General features: G+C 37.1%; 16 protein-coding genes and 1 pseudogene. 5 read left to right on the top strand and 12 right to left on the bottom strand.

Annotation, left to right across the window (positions count from 1 at the left end; translation table 11 throughout):
• Positions 1 to 195 precede the first annotated feature (195 nt).
• Positions 196 to 1,329 (bottom strand): annotated as a pseudogene (locus ACFX4H_RS15075) (glycosyltransferase family 4 protein); the annotation flags it as partial.
• Positions 1,326 to 2,426, bottom strand: a complete 1,101-nt coding sequence (locus ACFX4H_RS15070) for a CotS family spore coat protein (protein WP_063589985.1) — start codon at positions 2,424 to 2,426, stop codon at positions 1,326 to 1,328. The pseudogene ACFX4H_RS15075 and the gene ACFX4H_RS15070, both read right to left, overlap by 4 nt.
• Positions 2,427 to 2,850: 424 nt before the next feature.
• On the opposite strand from ACFX4H_RS15070, the gene ACFX4H_RS15065 reads away from it, so the two are divergent.
• Entirely contained in the window at positions 2,851 to 3,738 is an 888-nt protein-coding gene (locus ACFX4H_RS15065) for a Vgb family protein (RefSeq protein ID WP_283866543.1), read from the top strand.
• 25 nt (positions 3,739 to 3,763) lie between these two features.
• The gene (locus ACFX4H_RS15060; protein WP_241637478.1) at positions 3,764 to 4,417 is read left to right on the top strand and encodes a Vat family streptogramin A O-acetyltransferase; all 654 of its coding nucleotides are present in this window, start codon (positions 3,764 to 3,766) and stop codon (positions 4,415 to 4,417) included.
• A 203-nt stretch (positions 4,418 to 4,620) separates the two neighbouring features.
• Here the strand turns inward: ACFX4H_RS15060 and ACFX4H_RS15055 are convergent, their stop codons facing one another.
• From ACFX4H_RS15055 to ACFX4H_RS15025, 7 genes are all read right to left on the bottom strand, one after another.
• A complete protein-coding gene (locus ACFX4H_RS15055; RefSeq protein WP_241637477.1) occupies positions 4,621 to 5,004 on the bottom strand; it encodes a YkvA family protein in 384 nt (127 codons plus the stop codon).
• Positions 5,005 to 5,177: 173 nt separating this feature from the next.
• Entirely contained in the window at positions 5,178 to 5,996 is an 819-nt protein-coding gene (locus ACFX4H_RS15050) for an alpha/beta fold hydrolase (RefSeq protein ID WP_034304657.1), read from the bottom strand.
• Between the two features lie 287 nt (positions 5,997 to 6,283).
• A complete protein-coding gene (locus ACFX4H_RS15045) occupies positions 6,284 to 6,766 on the bottom strand; it encodes a DinB family protein (RefSeq protein WP_034304673.1) in 483 nt (160 codons plus the stop codon).
• A gap of 212 nt (positions 6,767 to 6,978) precedes the next feature.
• Complete coding sequence (locus ACFX4H_RS15040) at positions 6,979 to 7,398, bottom strand: VOC family protein (RefSeq protein ID WP_241637475.1); 420 nt, start codon at positions 7,396 to 7,398, stop codon at positions 6,979 to 6,981.
• Positions 7,399 to 7,749: 351 nt separating this feature from the next.
• Complete coding sequence (locus ACFX4H_RS15035) at positions 7,750 to 9,021, bottom strand: MFS transporter (RefSeq protein ID WP_241637474.1); 1,272 nt, start codon at positions 9,019 to 9,021, stop codon at positions 7,750 to 7,752.
• Between the two features lie 84 nt (positions 9,022 to 9,105).
• Positions 9,106 to 9,861, bottom strand: coding sequence for a class I SAM-dependent methyltransferase (locus tag ACFX4H_RS15030; RefSeq protein ID WP_241637473.1), 756 nt, complete (start codon positions 9,859 to 9,861; stop codon positions 9,106 to 9,108).
• A 103-nt stretch (positions 9,862 to 9,964) separates the two neighbouring features.
• A complete protein-coding gene (locus ACFX4H_RS15025; protein WP_377435734.1) occupies positions 9,965 to 10,231 on the bottom strand; it encodes a TIGR04104 family putative zinc finger protein in 267 nt (88 codons plus the stop codon).
• Between the two features lie 495 nt (positions 10,232 to 10,726).
• Between ACFX4H_RS15025 and proC the strand changes: the two genes are divergently transcribed.
• Positions 10,727 to 11,626 carry a pyrroline-5-carboxylate reductase gene (proC, locus tag ACFX4H_RS15020; protein WP_377435733.1) on the top strand — a complete coding sequence of 300 codons (900 nt, stop codon included), beginning with the start codon at positions 10,727 to 10,729 and terminating at the stop codon, positions 11,624 to 11,626.
• 127 nt (positions 11,627 to 11,753) lie between these two features.
• On the top strand, positions 11,754 to 12,812 hold the full coding sequence (locus ACFX4H_RS15015) for a YkvI family membrane protein (RefSeq protein ID WP_377435732.1): 1,059 nt from the start codon (positions 11,754 to 11,756) through the stop codon (positions 12,810 to 12,812).
• Positions 12,813 to 13,387: 575 nt separating this feature from the next.
• Here ACFX4H_RS15015 and ACFX4H_RS15010 read toward each other — a convergent pair.
• The 3 genes from ACFX4H_RS15010 to ACFX4H_RS15000 all read right to left on the bottom strand — a co-directional run bounded on the left by ACFX4H_RS15010 (position 13,388) and on the right by ACFX4H_RS15000 (position 15,389).
• The gene (locus ACFX4H_RS15010; RefSeq protein WP_249598997.1) at positions 13,388 to 14,395 is read right to left on the bottom strand and encodes a ketoacyl-ACP synthase III; all 1,008 of its coding nucleotides are present in this window, start codon (positions 14,393 to 14,395) and stop codon (positions 13,388 to 13,390) included.
• A 193-nt stretch (positions 14,396 to 14,588) separates the two neighbouring features.
• Positions 14,589 to 14,945: an MmcQ/YjbR family DNA-binding protein gene (locus tag ACFX4H_RS15005; RefSeq protein WP_095396301.1), complete on the bottom strand. Its 357-nt coding sequence runs from the start codon at positions 14,943 to 14,945 to the stop codon at positions 14,589 to 14,591.
• Positions 14,946 to 15,119: 174 nt separating this feature from the next.
• Entirely contained in the window at positions 15,120 to 15,389 is a 270-nt protein-coding gene (locus tag ACFX4H_RS15000) for a hypothetical protein (RefSeq protein WP_063589978.1), read from the bottom strand.
• A 919-nt stretch (positions 15,390 to 16,308) separates the two neighbouring features.
• Between ACFX4H_RS15000 and ACFX4H_RS14995 the strand changes: the two genes are divergently transcribed.
• The gene (locus tag ACFX4H_RS14995; RefSeq protein ID WP_323597381.1) at positions 16,309 to 16,836 is read left to right on the top strand and encodes an acyl-CoA thioesterase; all 528 of its coding nucleotides are present in this window, start codon (positions 16,309 to 16,311) and stop codon (positions 16,834 to 16,836) included.
• Positions 16,837 to 16,949: the final 113 nt, after the last annotated feature.

The following is a 16,949-nucleotide window of genomic DNA, read 5'->3' as shown; positions in this document are numbered from 1 at the left end:
AACTTTAAGCTTAACCTTCTTAGCTTATTAGGGGGTAATGGAGGTAGGTCCTGCAAATGCATCATCGCCAATCATTTTATCTTTCGTACCCTTTAGGAATGGTTCAAATGAATGTCATCCGTAACCCCTTCAGCACCAGTGACAAGTATATTAGTAAGCGCGATTCACATCCGCTTTTGATTGGTTATACAGTTATTTTTTCCAAACTTCAAGTATTTCAGATCCTACTCGATCCCATTCATATAAGCTAAGGGCAAGTTCTCTGCCTCGTTCGCCCATTTTTTTCATTAGTGACCTGTTTGATAGAATTTCTGTAATCTTCTCTGTAAAACATCCAGGATCTTCTGGATTCTCTACTACAAGCCCATTCTCTCTTATACGAATGACCTCTGGATTTCCGCCTCTTGCAGTTGTTACGATTGGAAGCCCTGAAGCCATCGCTTCATAATGGACGCGCGCAAGCGGTTCTTGCCATATTGATGTACACACGAATAAATCGGCAGCAGCAAACCAATTTTGTATTTCACTAGGTGCGACAAAACCTGTTGAAACAACTGGGATAGGCAGCTTTTTTGCCAATGCTCTTACATAAGCTACATAATCGGTAACATCATTTTGGCTGAACCATTTACTTCCGACAATAACTAAAGCCAAATCCTTAAATTTACTTGAAAGCTCAGGCAGTGCCCGAATTAACCTATCTACACCTTTATTACTTGAAAGTCTTCCTGCAAATAATATGACCGTTTTATTTTCAAGACCGTTCGCTTTACGTAATTCATTACGAATTTTTTGCATTTTCGGGTGACTGCCGGGCAGGAATCGATTGGTGTCAACACCAGAATAGATGGTGCGGATCTTTGATGAAGCTTGCGGATATAAACTTTTTATGACATTGCCTATATAATCACTGACCGTTACAATATTCGTAACTTCGTCTATGGCTGCTTTTGCTTCCTCCGGATTGATTTTCTCTGGATTAAACATATCATTATGCATGCTAAGGGTAATTTTTGAATGAGGGGCTGCTTTTCGGACAGGAAGGACTAGCCGAGGCCGATTGAAGATATGAATTAGATCGAAATGATTTGCTTCAAGATAGCTGACAACCTCTTCTCGATATACTTCGAATATTTTTCCAGGTACACGTACATAACGGTTTCCATCAATCGTCTCTTGATCAGGGAGTGATGGATCATTAATACCTAAAACCGTAATATCATGGGCTTTACTTAAATGCGGCAGGATGCCTGAGATATAGGTTTGAATGGCCCCGCCCAGTACCGGAGGAACAGGAAGCTTTTCGGTACAAATCATTAAAATTTTCATGCTTGTTCCATTCCCTTCCAATCATCTTTAATCTCTTCTAACACTGGCCATTTTGTTTGATCGGTATCAACGATTGTTTGAATCATCGTTGTTGTTTGATCAGTTAGAAATAATTCAGGTTCATATACTACTTCTTTAACATTCTTGTAAAATTCATTTGGAGCAGATAAATCGATCATTAAGAGATCATATAGTTGCGATGAAATTGGATTTGCTTCGTGATAGGACTTGATCATTTCCCTTACCCAAGTTGCATCCCATCTATATAAATCCGCCATGGTGCCGGTAATCAGTTTTCTTAAATCGCGAATAGGAAGGTCATAAGCAACACCGTCAAGGTCAATAATCCACATTCCATTAGAGCCCATTTGACCATTTGACCAGCCATAATCTTGATGCACTAATCCCCAATATTCATTACCTTGTTGCGCTAGCTCTAGATAGCTTGATTCATTTAATCTTTCTAAGCTTCTTTTTGCTTGTTCTTCAAATTCATTTAAAACACTCAGCAAATAAGAGCTTGCAGGCATTTCTTCATATGCATTAGCAATGTTTCGAAACCAATCCATTTTATTGATGACTTTTTCATAAGTCGCTGGCCATTTATATAACCGGGATGCAACTTCAGCTTGTTTAGGCGGAACATACCCTTTGCTTAAAAGGTGGAATTCGCCGAGAGCATTACAAAGATGTTTGGCTCCTTCCAAATCTTTTGATACAGGTGCCAATGATTCGATCCACTCAGCGACGAACCATAACTTCCCTCCAGCCTCAACATAATCCTTTCCATCTTTGGTTTTCACGATGGGCGGTACTCTTGCTTCCTTAACATTAACTAAATATTCTTGAGCTCCTAAGCTAAACATGCTTCTTGTAGGTCTCCTGTGTAAAAGTTTTAAACTCTTTGGCCCTGAACTTGTTTCCATTTTCCATATAGAGCCGCCTTTATCTGGTTTTGTTGTAACAACTTGAATGTCCTGAACGGAGAAACCGTAATGTTCAAGAACTTCCAGTGCCATTTTTTCAATATATTCTGGAACAAAAAACTCATGAGTGAGTTCATCTTCTTCCCAAGGCACAATTATTGCTTTCTCCATAAAAACCCCTCCTGTGATATATATAAAAGTATTTTCCGCCAAAATATGGGCAAGGTCACGACAGATTTATTATGTTCTAATATCAGATTGTATCCATATACAAGCATAATTTTCTAATGTTGAATATTGTTCTTTATTAAATACCCGTGATTAATCAACACCGCTGGAGTAACCATACTTTTTAATAAACTATGTGGAAAAAAAACTTTTGTATCAGACAATTCACCCAAATTGTTAGGTAATTGGGTTCCGCTACAAATATGAGACCAATTAGAAACATAGAATCTTAAATAACCTTTTCATCTATGAATTAAAATCTCTCCTTGGACAGACTTCACCCCATGTGCAAAAACTTTTTCGCAGGATTTCAATTATTTATAACGAATGACTAGAAGAATTTCATACAAAAAGGAGGAGGCATATAGTGGGGATAAAAATGGACGAATACGAACTTCTTGACAAAGATTCAGGCCCATATGGAATAACTGCCGGAAAAGATGGTGCGCTATGGTTTACACAACATAAAGCAAATCAAATTGGGCGAATGACCGTTAACGGTGAAGTTACTCCATTCATCGTTCCTACACCCAACGCCGGTGTGCTATCTATAATCTCCACAACTCAGGGGGATGTATGGTTTACGGAAAATAGGGCGAATAAAATTGGGAAACTGACAGGTACAGGTGAAATCATCGAATATACTCTCCCAAGTCCGAACTCAGCACCTTTTGGAATAACGGAAGGACACAATGGAGACATTTGGTTTACCGAGATGAATGGAAATAGGATAGGGCGAATTTTATCATCAGGTGAAATGATTCAGTATGATTTACCGAGTCCCGGCTGTTACCCCTCTTTCATTGTTGCTGGAACTGACGGTGCCATTTGGTTTACTGAGAATCAGAGTAATCAAATTGGGCGCATTACGATGCTTGGAGAAGTGACTAATTACACTTTGCCAACAAAACATGCTGGTCCTGTAGGGATTACAAGCGGACCGGACGGTGCACTCTGGTTTGCGGAAATTAACGGAAACAAAATCGGGCGCATCACTACTTCTGGAACAATAAGCGAATATACCATCCCCACTTCAGATGCCCGCCCACACGCAATAGTGACGGGTCCTGACCGCGCTTTATGGTTCACTGAATGGGGAAGTAATCAAATTGGGCGCATTACCATGCAAGGAGAAATTACGGAATTTCCAATTTCCACACAAAATGCGGAGCCGCATGGAATTGCAGCAGGTCCTGATGGTGCCATCTGGTTCGCTGAGGAATGCAATAAGATCGGCCGGCTAAGTTTATTATAAAAACCCTGAAAGGCAGTGGATATCCATGGAATCAAATAAGCAACATGGGCCAAATCCTCAAGATAAATATCCGATTAAAGGAAATCACATCGTGCAATTCATTAAAAATACAATCACTAGACCAAACATTATTGCGGGTGAATATTCATATTACGATGCAAGAAATGGGGAGTCTTTTGAAGATCAAGTGTTATATCACTACGAATTCTTCGGTGACCGGCTTGTCATCGGGAAATTTTGCGCCATGGCACCTGGTGTAACGTTTATTATGAATGGAGCCAACCATAGAATGGATGGTTTTTCAACCTACCCCTTCAACATTTTCGGACACGGATGGGAGAAGTATACGCCAGCGTTAGATCAGTTGCCGTTTAAAGGCGATACCATTATTGGAAATGATGTTTGGATAGGAATGGATACTGTCATCATGCCTGGAGTAAAAATCGGGGATGGTGCAATTGTAGCCGCTAAATCGGTTGTTACCAAAGATGTGGAACCTTACACCATCGTTGGAGGGAATCCCGAAAAGAAACTCAAAACCCGCTTCTCAAAAGAAATCATTAACGAACTGCTGGAAATTAAATGGTGGGATTTGGATACCTCTATCATTTCAGCTCATATTGATGTGATAGTAAATGGGGATATGGAAAGTCTTAGAATCTTAAAAAATAAAAAATGACAATGCAAGAGCTTTAGAGAATCTGATTCCTTACCACAATTAATGGAGGGAAAATCACTTTTTATAATAGAATGATTCCATTGAATATATTAAGATCGCTTTTTAACCATGGCTTTGTTAAAGATTAATGTTGATTTTTGAACAAATAAAAGAGACCACCTATAAGTGGTCTTCTTGTGCATCCTAGTGAAGTAAAGCACCCGTTAGTTCATTAAACGATAAATATATATAATAGCCCATATTATAATTAAGACCCAAATCATTACTATTAGTGAGCCGACTATCCAATTCTTCGGCTTACCATTTTTCATCATTTCTTCTGCCTTAACTTCACAGTCGGTTAATACACTCTTTGGTATCATCTTTAATGCGATCATTATCCCTATTGGAACGAGAATTACATCGTCTAAGTAGCCAAGAATGGGTATAAAATCAGGTATTATGTCTATCGGACTGAATGCATAAGCCACAACACAAGCCGTAAATACCTTTGCATGCCAAGGCACCCGTTCATCTTTACAAGCAAAGTAAAGGATAAAAATTTGCCGTTTTAGACCCCTCGCCCAAGTCTTAATTTTATCAAACATTTTTATCTCCTATAATTAAGCTTTTATTTCCATTATAACAATAAAAGATTTACAAAGGATTGTTATTTCACTAACTCCCCGTTCCATAAGAAATAGCTGCCTTCGATCTTAAGCTAAAGCAACCGTTAGTTTAAGCACTATTATTTCACAAACTTCAATTACTGCATTAAGTATTAGTTTTGGAACTCTTCAATTCTATCCAACCATTCATTTAATAGAGTGCTAAAAAGTTGTGGTTGTTCAATTTGCAAATTGTGACCTGCCATATCCAATACAGCAAATGTCCCTCGCGGATACTTGTTTGCTATGTCAAGAGCATCTTTATATCCAACCGAAGAGTCTTGTCTTCCTAACAGGAATACACTCGGTTTAATAAAATCAGACTGGTCAATCTTAAAAGAAAACCCATATTTATTCTTAACCTTATTTAGAAACTTTTCATCTCCAATTTTACAACCACTTAGAATTTCTTTGTTGTACCTTAACCATGTGTACTCATCAAGTACAATGTTGTTATTTCTAAAATCTTCTAACTCACCCTTTGATAAATTTTCAATGAACTTCTCATCCGTTCTCATTATTTCATGTATCTCAACTGTTCTATTTTCTGGAAGAGGAATAATAAGAGGACAAATAAATGCTGCACCAAGTATTTGTTCTTGATGCTTTTCAATAATGCCCCTAGCTATATAGCCACCGTAAGATTCCCCAGCAATTACGTACTCTTGGTTAGGAATTACAGCTTGAATAAACTCTAAAACAGCATCCAGCATTTCATCAGAACTACTTATTTCGTTATATTCTTTTGTTAATCCCATCCCGGGCAGGTCGATATAAATACGTCGCCACCCCTCCCTCTTGGTGAATATTGGTTCCATACAACCACTCATTAATCGATGGTCCGGAGAATAACCGTGTATCATTAAAATTGGTTTTCCTTCCCCCAAATCTTCATAATAAATTTCTGCTTGGCGAACTTTGCAATATGCCATATTAATCCTTCTTTCTATAAAAATCATTTTAACTGACAGTACCTATTCTCTTTTTGATTCTTCAATTCCTTCTTCAACTATTCTGCCCCTTTAATTCCGTAAGAAAAAGCTGCCTTAAAGACAGCTTTTTTCAGCTAACGCACCCGTTACTTTAAATACAATTCTTCACAAACTGATTTTGCTTAACAAAACTGACCAGCAGCAGAACATCGAAAAGGCGATCTCTAATTGAAGGATTTCACTCAATATATATAGAAACCGACTAAATTAATATCTATTTGAATTATTTATATGGAATGAGAGGAAAGACCCCGACCTATAAGGTTTGCAGAAACAGGCTTTTTCCCTAATTCCCTTGCCCAAATTGATAATTGCCCTATATGGTGAATTTCGTGAGCAATAGTATGTCGCATTATTTCACCCCAAGTATCCGTCACAATTCTTCCATCCTGTAAGGTATCATAAAATAATTGATTTTCCATACTAGCATCCCAGTTGTTCACAAAGTTTTCCACTTCTAAATGAAATTCAGCGTCCAACTTCCGAACTTTGTTCAAGCTTTTATAACTATCGAAACTCTCCTGAAAGTCAGTTTTACCTTGTAAGAGACGTATCCAGCTCCATTCGACATCAACAATATGGAAAAGTGTATGCAATATACTTCCCATTCCACCCGTTCGGTTCCGCAGAATTTCTTCTTCACTTAACTCTTCACACCAACGATACCAGTCTTCTCTTACCATCCAGTTATATCTAAAAAAAGTTTGCAAAAATGCCCCTCCCCATTTAGAAAATAATTTAACTGTTAAAATACTATTAGAGCAATGCCTAAACATTGTTAAATATTACTATTTAGACAAACATAGGTTGAATTCCTTTTTCAACAATCCTGCCCCTTTAGTTCATTAAGAAAAAGCTGCCTTAAAGACAGCTCCGATCTTTTGCTAACACACCCGTTAGTTCAACAAGAAAACAGTCTTTTCTATTGTGAGATAAGGTATTTTTCTTTGAAAATTGGACTCAATTCACTCCATACATCAAATTTATTACCATCTAAATCAAAGAAAACAAAATTCCTTCCAGAATGTCCTCTATTTTCAATTGCACCAATTCTAATCTGTTTATCGATAAAATCTCTATGTATAGCTTCTAAAGCATTTAATCCATTAACTTCAAATGTTATAGAAAAACGCTCTACACCGTAAATATCATAGAAATTTGAGCTTTGATTTTCTTTAGATTTAACAAGGAAAAAACTTTGGTTCGCAAAATTAAGAATTGCTTTGTCTTCGTCTTTATAGCTTAACTCTGCCCCCAATTTGTTTACATACCATTCAGAAGAAAGTTCTACATTTGAAACTGGGATATAAGTAGTTCCTACCCTTAATAATTTTTTATTCATCCTGTTCGCCTCCTTTAATTACTTGAATAAACTCATTCTCCACTTATATATCTTTCCCCTTTTAATTATCCATAATTACCCTTTTTCATTTTTCAACTATCCTGCTCCGTTTGTTCATTAAGTGATTCAGTTTAATAGTCCTTTTAAATATGTTTTATGATATTTTTTTAAGACCCCCCAAACACTACAAAGAACAAAATCGGTAGCTGAAAAATATCCATGTAAGCTCCTAATGCCCATGAAGGGGTATCGCCAAACTGCAGTATTTTGTATGATAAGCAAATCGCAGCAAAAAAAGCCATTTCCTGTACGATAGGAAATGACTTTTTTTGCTTATTATATGGCTTCTTTTTATTTCTCACTTCCCCGAGACCAGATAACCACTGGAATCAATAATAAAGATAATAACCCTCCGATAAATGATAATGTTGTATAACTTGAACCGGCCACAATCATTCCAGATAAGGCTCCACCAGAGGCTCCTGATAATGCAATTAAAACATCCACCGTACCTTGGGTTTTAGCCCGATTCGAAGTGTCAGTTGAATCAACAATAAGAGCCGTCCCACTTATTAAACCGAAATTCCATCCTAATCCAAGTAAAGAAAGGGCAATAACTAGGAGAATCATAGAATCGCCTGGTGCAATCGCCGATATTAAACCGGCCAGAAGCAGCGTAGCTCCAGAGGCAATAGCCATGGCAGTACGGCCAAACTTATCAACAAGGACACCTGTAACCAGTGAAGGAAGATACATGGCAGCTATATGAAATCCTATAACGAGACCTATTTCACCCAAGTCATGTCCATGATGTCTCATATGAACTGGCGTCATGGTCATAATGGCCACCATTACAATTTGAGTAAGAACCATAATTGTCGCACCAACAATAATTCCTCTTTTGTTTGCCATTTGTTCAGTATCAGCCGAAAATCCTAATCGATTACTTTCTTGTTTGGACGCTTCTATTGCTCTTGCTATAACTAATGGGTCTGGGCGAAGTAAAACGAAAAGGACAAGACCTGCCAAGATAAATGCTGCCGCTGATAAAATGAAAGGACCAGCGAGTGAAGGAACGCCAATAGAAAGAGCAAAATCCCCCATTACATTCACTAAATTCGGACCAGCAACTGCACCAAATGTTGTAAACACCATGGTAATACTGATGGCAGTTGCTCGCTGTTTATTGTTAGCCAAGTCCGTACCAGCGTAACGAGCTTGTAAATTTGTCGCTGTTCCTGCACCATAGATGAGCAGGGAAGCAAATAAAAGGAAAACGCTATTTATGATGGCTGCCGTTATGACTCCTATCGCTCCAAGCCCACCTATCAAAAAACCAGCTGTTAGACCTGTACGGCGGCCGTAACGTTGAGAAAGTCTCCCTACGATTAAAGCAGCCCCGGCAGATCCTAAAGTAAATAAACCCGATGGAACTCCAGCAAATGCATCTGTGCCAAGCATTTGTTGTGCAAGAAGTGCCCCCACCGTAACTCCAGCCGCTAACCCGGCACCGCCAAAAATTTGTGAAATACTTATAATAATTAATGTACGTTTGTATAACATTTTTTGTTTTTCTTGAGAATCAGCATAACTCTGGTTCATTTGATATGTTTTACTGGACATTTGTTAAGACCTCATTCATCATTCTGTAATTTCTCCCCACCATGTACACCTTCCTCTAGTTGATTTTCTAATATTTTTATAACTTTACTTTTTTAGTTTAAAAACTATAAAATCAGCACATCTAAAATCTTCTTCAAATGAAGGATATTTTTCTAATATCTCTTTTGATGGCTTAGGTTCTATTATGCTTTCTAAAATAAAACCTGTTTTGATTAAAGTGTTTATATAACTTGTTAATGTTCTATGAAAGAATAGCATTTTTTCTTTATCACCTAAACGTTGTTCATACACACCTTCATAAAAATATTTATCTACGTTCCAATGCAACTTTTTACCGCCCTTTGTTTTTTCCCAACCACTTTCTGGAGTAACAAAACAAGGATGTAAAATCGAAAATATAAAACAGCCTCCATCTACTAATAGACGATACATTTCCTGAAATGCTTTTTCGTAATTTGCAAGATCTTGAATGACCATATTGGATACTATTAAATCGAAACTTTTGTCCTCTAAAGAATTCAAGTCCTCACAATTCCCCTGCCTATAATCAATCAACAAATCATTCGGGGTTCTTTCCTTAGCAATTTCTATCATCCGTGATGAATAATCCACAGCCGTTACAGTCGCTTCGGACCTCGCTAACATTCGACTTAAATACCCCTCGCCACACCCGGCATCTAAAACGTTTTTATTCCTTACTGTTTCCATAAGTGTTAATAAAGTTGGATTTAAAAAAACTTCTTTATGAAGATCTCCTTGCTCGGTATGATTTGCAGAATATGTATCCGCGAAACTATCCCACCTTTTAATCGCTTCTTCTGTACCAATATTCCGATTCACTTTAACTCCTCCCTTCTTCTAAACTCCCCCGATAGTTGCATTAATAAAAAGCAGCCTTAAAGACAGCTCCTAGCTTAAGCTTACGCACCCGTTGTTTAAATGACTACCACATCTGTTCGTCCTTGTTACTTAGCTTATATATAAATGGCATCAAAATAATCACTAAAGCATACGCAACTATTTCAAAAGCTAAGACATAACCTTTAGGTACACCATATGATATTAACGGTACAATCAATAAAGATATGAATATAAATAGGCTTAATAGCATTCTTGTTTTCTTGGAAACGTATTGGGATGAATCACAGGATGAACATCTTAACTTCTTTTTAAAGGTAGACATTTTAAAAAAAGCCTCTCTCCAACCCATTTATAGCCACATTGCTGACAGGTTGGCATATGTAGCGAACTCCTTTCAATTAAATCAATATTACAAATTATATCATTTATTCCTAAACTATCCTGTCTCATTTAATTTCATAAAGAAAAAGCTGCCTTAAAGACAGCTCCGATCTTTTGCTAACACACCCGTTAGTTTAAGTACAATCCTTCACAATATAACCTTGGAATAAGAAAAAGAGGTGCCGCAGTTACCTGCTTTGTTCAACTCAGCTCCATATAGTTCAATAATTTTATTACGTTTTTCTTCCTAATATATCCGCAAATACCCCGATTAAAGCCGATTATCCTTGATTAAATGACCTGACTGGCATGTAAGCCCCAAATGATAACGCTTCCCTTCACTATCTCGGCCTTTTCCTTGTGAATGTCCTCTCTTCCCTTGAATCTAAATCTCAGCATGTTACGATAACAAGGTTAAAAAATACGAACGGAATTACGAACAATGAACTTTTAGGAGGGCATAATGTTGAGAGATAAAACTGTTGCATTTTTAGGAGCCGGTTCGATGGCAGAGTCGATGATTTCAGGAATTGTGCAGATTGGGTACATACCAGCAGAAAGAATTTATGTGACAAATCGCAGCAATCAATTACGACTCGAGGAAATGAATCACGTGTATGGAGTCCATGCGGTCCATCAGGATGCATTACCATATGAAGAAGTTGATTTCTTCATTTTGGCAATGAAGCCCCAGGGAGCAGCAGATGCTCTTGATGCACTCAAAGATAAAATAAGGGTGGATCAAGTTGTAATTTCTGTTTTAGCGGGCATTTCCACTGAATTCATGGAAAATCATCTACAGCTTGGACAGCAGGTTGTGCGGTTGATGCCGAATACGTCAAGCATGATCCGGGAGTCGGCAACTGCGTTATGTCCGGGAAGATATACAGCCATGGACAATGTGTTAGCAGTGAAAGAACTGTTAGGCTGTATGGGAAAAGTGTTCTTAATTGAAGAAGAGCATATGGATATTTTTACAGGAATTGCAGGAAGCGGACCTGCTTACTTCTATTATTTAATGGAGCATATGGAACACGCTGGCGTTAAAAAGGGGATGGATGAAGCGATGGTCCGTGAGATTGTCGCCCAAACGATTTTAGGCGCAGCCAAGATGATTATGGTGAACGACGAGACACCGGCAAGTCTCAGGGAGAAAGTCACTTCACCAAATGGAACGACGGCATCCGGACTTGATGCGTTACGGAAAAATAATGGCGGCAGAGCCATTTCACAGGCGATTCATCATGCATCGAAACGTTCGAAAGAGCTGAATGAAGAGATGGCAGTAGCGTACGGGAAATCGACTAATCCCCCGAGAGTACTGGGGAACTTCAGTACCATAAAAGGACGGTGTCTAAGTTAATCATCTCCATAAATACACCATGGAGCCTCCTTAGGAAATTATATGTATCAAAAGATGTGGTTATCAAATAACACTCCTATCAAATAGTTAAGAAAAAAATATAAACGTAAGAAAAACGGAGGACAACATGAAGAGAATCCTTAAGATCGCTAGCGCTTTTATCGGAATTCTAGTCGGAGCAGGGTTCGCCTCAGGACAAGAAACCATGCTTTATTTTGTAAGCTTCGGGAACTTGGGCACAATTGGAGCTATCATATCAGTCGCTATTTTTGCATACCTTGGAATGATTCTGATGAAGATTGGCAGTCGTACACAAACAGATTCGCATCAGGAAGTAATTTATAAGATTTGTGGTCGCTTTCTCGGCTGTATCATTGATTATGTTCTGAACGCCATCCTATTTGGTATAGGAATTGTCATGATTGCGGGGTCAGGCTCGATCTTTGATCAGCAATTCGGATTACCTTCCTTTATAGGAACCATTCTTATGACTGTTCTTGTTATGATAACAGTTATGCTGAAAGTCGACCGTGTGATTAAGGTAATTGCATCCGTCACACCATTTCTGATTCTTGTCGTACTTTTTCTATTCATTTATAGTATGTTTACAATGAATTCATCGTTTACGTCACTTGAACCACATGCGCTGGAACAAAATTCAGCTGCGGGACATTGGCTTATATCTACAATAAACTATATTTCAATAACCATTGCAATGGGGGCTTCCATGACACTTGTTATGGGTGGAAATGAACCCGATGAAAGGATATCATCCATTGGAGGGCTTACAGGAGGGATCGCTTTAGGTCTACTTCTTATAATTAGTCACCTTACTATTTTCTCAAATATTAATACTGTATCGGGTTTGGATATGCCCATGCTGGGAATCGCCAACAGTATTTCACCTCTCCTAGGTATTCTGTACTCTCTCGTTCTGTTCGCTATGATTTTCAATACGGCAGTCAGCATGTTCTACTCATTTGGAACACGCTTTTCAGATCCCCAAACCAAAAAATTTAAAGTAATCGTTATTTCATCACTGGTAATCGGATTTATAGCAAGCTTTTTTGGCTTCACTAAACTTGTTTCCTCTCTCTATCCAATCTTTGGCTATATGGGAATTGTCCTTATTATCGTTCTCATCATTACTCCATTCCGAATGAGTCGTTTAACGAAAGAAAATTAAATTACGGATTGTTTAACTACCTTTCTACTCATGTGTAGAAAGGTTTTTTTGAGGAAAGAAAAACTTTCCTTTCCCCTGTATACTTCGGACAAACTAACATACTAAGAGCTGTTGCCAGCATTAATTTAGGGTCTTACAGTTAAAATATGAAGACAGTTTATGAAGATAATTCACAAATTCACAAGCAATATGAGGAACATATTCTTCGTCATAAAGTTGCATATGAAAATATGATACCGATCAAAATGGATTGGTATTGGATGGTTTGATAATCCACTCATAGTTGTATTATTTTCACGAAGCCCCCCAATGATATTGAGGGGGTTTCATGTGTCCTGGCAATAGTTTGAATAATAAATCCGATTCTGTCATATAGTAATGTCGATCACTTTTCCATGGGAACTTCAAAGCCCTGTATCAAGCCGTAAGAAGCTGATATGGGGTATATTTTTGCCATGACATGACTTCAGCTAACGCACCCGTTAGTTGAAGTAGAATGTTTCACAATCTTTCTCGAGGATAAAGTTTATGCGTCATAAAATATTCTGTTTATCTAAATGATTACTTAGTATACATCACAACGGTGTAGGAGTATTAATTTGTTCGTCAAAATTTAATTCTAAAAGTTGTCCAGCGTGAACCAATCCAGATCCAAATCCGTACATAAGAACTCGGTCTCCATTTTTGACTTTTCCCTTACGGATTCCAAGATCAAGAGCTAAAGGAATGGTTGCAGCAGAGGTATTTCCAAAGTTGACTAAGCTATAAAGCGTTTTTTCCATTGGGTATTCTAATTTTTCGCAAATTGGCTCTATCAACCTTAAGTTAGCACTATGAGGTATAAACCAATCAACTTGATCTAAACTCGTTTGCGATTTTTCTACTATCTGTCTTATACTCTCAGGAACATTCCTTACAACCCATCGAAAAACTTCTCTACCATTTTGTACAAGATATTGAGTATCTATTAACTCAATCCCATTGATCTTTTTTGATAGTCCAGGTCGATATACATGTTGTGCTCCTCTTCCATCACTTCCTAGGTGGAATCCAATGAAACTTTTTGATTGTTCATCTCTTTCAACTAATACCGCACCAGCACCATCACCAAATAAAACACATGTATTTCTATCCGTATAATCAGTAATTTTTGAGAGTGTGTCTGCTCCAATAACTAGTACCTTTTTGTGGAGCCCAGAAGAAATTAAACTGTGTGCTGTATGTACTGCATAAACAAATCCTGCGCACGCTGCACTTAAATCTATGGCACCTGTTTGGGATATATTTAATTGGTCCTGTATGATACTTGAGACAGATGGGAATGGCAAATCTGGTGTGCTTGTTGCCACAATAATCATATCTACATCTTTGACTTCTTTATTATATCTGTGCATTAAATCTTTTACTGCAGATACGCATAAATCACTGGTAAATTCATCAGGATGGGTTATTCTTCGTTCATGAATCCCGGTTCTTTGAATAATCCATTCATTATTTGTTTCGACCATTTGCTCAAGTTCAAAATTCGTTAATTTTTTTTCAGGTACATATGTCCCGATAGCTGTTATTCTCGCCCCTATCATACGCTCACCCCACATATTTTATTAGAAGTTAGTATTAATACCTGGTACTAATTATAACAATTTATATTGTTAATAATCAAATTTAAATTCCTTTTTTTTCTATAACAACAAAATATTTACTCATTATTGAAGTAAACTGCCCCGATATTTCCATAAGAAAAAGGCATAAATCCTTCCTGCTGAATCAATGCCTTCACTTTTTGAAATTCACTTTACTATTATTTTTTTTAGTTAACATATAACTTTGTTTTATCATTTCGTAAATGTCTTCCTTTGGAACAGTACCATCAAGAATTATCGAATTCCAATGGTCCTTATTAAGATGAAATGCCGGAACTACCGAATGGTAAATCTGACGCCAATAATCCAACAAACCAGGTTCACATTTCACATTAATCCAAATATGGCCATCTTTTTCAAATATCCACGCAAACACTTTCTTGTTATCTATATGTCGCATTAACGTCCAATTCTTATCACGAAATGGATAATCTTCATATGTATTACCCATTCCCAAACAGTAACCGATAGCTCCCTCTCTATTTTTCATTGTTAACCTCTTCTCTAACATAATAACTTGTCAGTTTTTTAATAAAGCTGCATCCTTAATTATAACCCCTGGACGCTTTATTGCACTAACCTGCCCCGATAGTTCCATAAGAAAAAGCTGCCTTAAAGACAGCTCCAATCTTCAGCTAACGCACTTGTTTGTTGAATAGACAATTTAAAATCCATTACCCTGGAATACTATTCTCATTAATTCGACGGCTATAAAGTAAACTAAACCAACGAATATACTAAGACCTAAAGCAAATTTTCTCCAAAGTCCTTTCTCACTAAGAATAGAAAAAGAGAAAGAGATAATGATTCCAAATATCATTAATATACGAAAAGTTGTTACTCCAGGATCAATTACTCGTGTTATATTCGCAGCAAAAAAACAAATAACCAAGATAATTAAAGTAAACGAAATAATCCCTAAATATTTTTTCATGATTCCCCACCCTTTCCTTCAATCTATTTTACCGAAATATAGTAAATATGTATTTTTCATTTGGGTATCTTGTCCTTTAGATCCATAAGAAAAGGGCTGCCGAAGCAACAATTAAAGGAATTAGCACGATTACACTGGCTGGTATTCTTGGAGAATCGGGCCCCTTTAGCTTCTAAGAAAAAGATCTGCTGAGGTAACTCCTTATGGAAGTAAAGCACCGATAGTTCTATAAAGCGAAACTTCTTCAAGAATCGCACTCATACCATTTAATGGAAACTTATTCCTGTAGGTGGCAAATGGGTGCAAAAATATTTTGCAATCGACACAAAAAAATTATTCATGCAAAAAAAATTGGCACTCTATAGTTTCTAAAACTCTTTTAAAGCTGCGAATTACTTTGAGAAAAGAAGTTGGCCCGATACTTGCATTGTAGATTGATAAAGATTTAAAAACTTAGGAGGTACACACATATGTCGTTAATCAAAAAGGTTTAAAAATGAGGAGAATCAAAAATGGATTTGGTTAAAATTTTAATCCACTACTCAGAAAAAGATGTTGCTGAAAAACTGCGCAAAGTTAATGGTCGATTTATCATTCTAATGGAAAAACAGATTTAAAAAACTTTTTATTGGAGGCCTTTTATGTGGGTAATCACTGTTCATTCAAAGAACAACATTAATATATATGAGTTTGACTCTGAAAAAGAAGCTAGAGATGCTTTCAGGAGGATGCAAGGTTGTAAAATCCTAACAGAAGTAATTTATTTTAATGATCATGATTTTAAAATTCAGAATTTTTAGCTAATTATCTCCTTGTTCAAAATCAAGTCGATATGAAAGAGAAAGTTTCACTATTTAAGGAATGAATAATTATAGCAATGGATATAAAGAGGTTTATAAATTAAAGGGGAGATATGTTAATGGAAACTAAATACTGTAAAGAATCAAGAGTTATAAGAACAAGTCGGATTTTTCCAAATGATGTAAACAATCATAATACTTTGTTCGGTGGCCGTTTGATGAGTCACTTGGATCAAGTATCCTCAACTTCTGCAGCGCGTCATAGCCGTAGGGAATGTGTAACAGCTTCAACAGATTCAGTTGATTTTTTACATCCAATTCAAACAACAGATGCAGTCTCCTTTGAATCTTATGTAACATGGACAGGCACCTCATCGATGGAGGTTTTCGTTAAAATTATTGCAGAAGACTTAAAAAGCGGTAAACGTAAAATCGCAGCAACTGCACTATTAACTTTTGTAGCACTTGATCAACATAACCGGCCAACACGTGTTCCACAAGTCATTCCTGAAACAGAAGAGGAGCGAAAGTTACATGAAACAGCACCTGATCGAGCAAGAATTCGTAAGGAAAGGAAACAAAACAGTAAGGAATTGGCTGCATTTTTAACTACAAATTATCCCTGGGAACAATATAGTTCATGCTAAGCTTCTTAACAGATAAGGGTAAACCAATCTACGAAAAATAAAAATAAAAATCCTCTGAGTCTTTACTCCCATGAGCAGAGGATTTTTTTGACGAGTTTCTTCTATTGATATCG

It is taken from the genome of Peribacillus sp. YIM B13477, assembly GCF_042787955.1.
In the GTDB taxonomy this organism is placed as follows: domain Bacteria; phylum Bacillota; class Bacilli; order Bacillales; family DSM-1321; genus Peribacillus; species Peribacillus frigoritolerans.
The sequence above is the reverse complement of the archived record's forward strand: the minus strand, read 5'-3'. Positions and strand labels throughout refer to the sequence as shown.

Bases quoted from the DNA above. Each gene is read 5' to 3' on its own strand.
- ACFX4H_RS15070 (WP_063589985.1), bottom strand. From the start codon at position 2,426: ATGGAGAAAGCAATAATTGTGCCTTGGGAAGAAGATGAACTCACTCAT.
- ACFX4H_RS15060 (WP_241637478.1), top strand. From the start codon at position 3,764: ATGGAATCAAATAAGCAACATGGGCCAAATCCTCAAGATAAATATCCG.
- ACFX4H_RS15055 (WP_241637477.1), bottom strand. From the start codon at position 5,004: ATGTTTGATAAAATTAAGACTTGGGCGAGGGGTCTAAAACGGCAAATT.
- ACFX4H_RS15050 (WP_034304657.1), bottom strand. From the start codon at position 5,996: ATGGCATATTGCAAAGTTCGCCAAGCAGAAATTTATTATGAAGATTTG.
- ACFX4H_RS15040 (WP_241637475.1), bottom strand. From the start codon at position 7,398: ATGAATAAAAAATTATTAAGGGTAGGAACTACTTATATCCCAGTTTCA.
- ACFX4H_RS15035 (WP_241637474.1), bottom strand. From the start codon at position 9,021: ATGTCCAGTAAAACATATCAAATGAACCAGAGTTATGCTGATTCTCAA.
- ACFX4H_RS15025 (WP_377435734.1), bottom strand. From the start codon at position 10,231: ATGGGTTGGAGAGAGGCTTTTTTTAAAATGTCTACCTTTAAAAAGAAG.
- proC (WP_377435733.1), top strand. From the start codon at position 10,727: ATGTTGAGAGATAAAACTGTTGCATTTTTAGGAGCCGGTTCGATGGCA.
- ACFX4H_RS15015 (WP_377435732.1), top strand. From the start codon at position 11,754: ATGAAGAGAATCCTTAAGATCGCTAGCGCTTTTATCGGAATTCTAGTC.
- ACFX4H_RS15010 (WP_249598997.1), bottom strand. From the start codon at position 14,395: ATGATAGGGGCGAGAATAACAGCTATCGGGACATATGTACCTGAAAAA.
- ACFX4H_RS15005 (WP_095396301.1), bottom strand. From the start codon at position 14,945: ATGAAAAATAGAGAGGGAGCTATCGGTTACTGTTTGGGAATGGGTAAT.
- ACFX4H_RS15000 (WP_063589978.1), bottom strand. From the start codon at position 15,389: ATGAAAAAATATTTAGGGATTATTTCGTTTACTTTAATTATCTTGGTT.
- ACFX4H_RS14995 (WP_323597381.1), top strand. From the start codon at position 16,309: ATGGAAACTAAATACTGTAAAGAATCAAGAGTTATAAGAACAAGTCGG.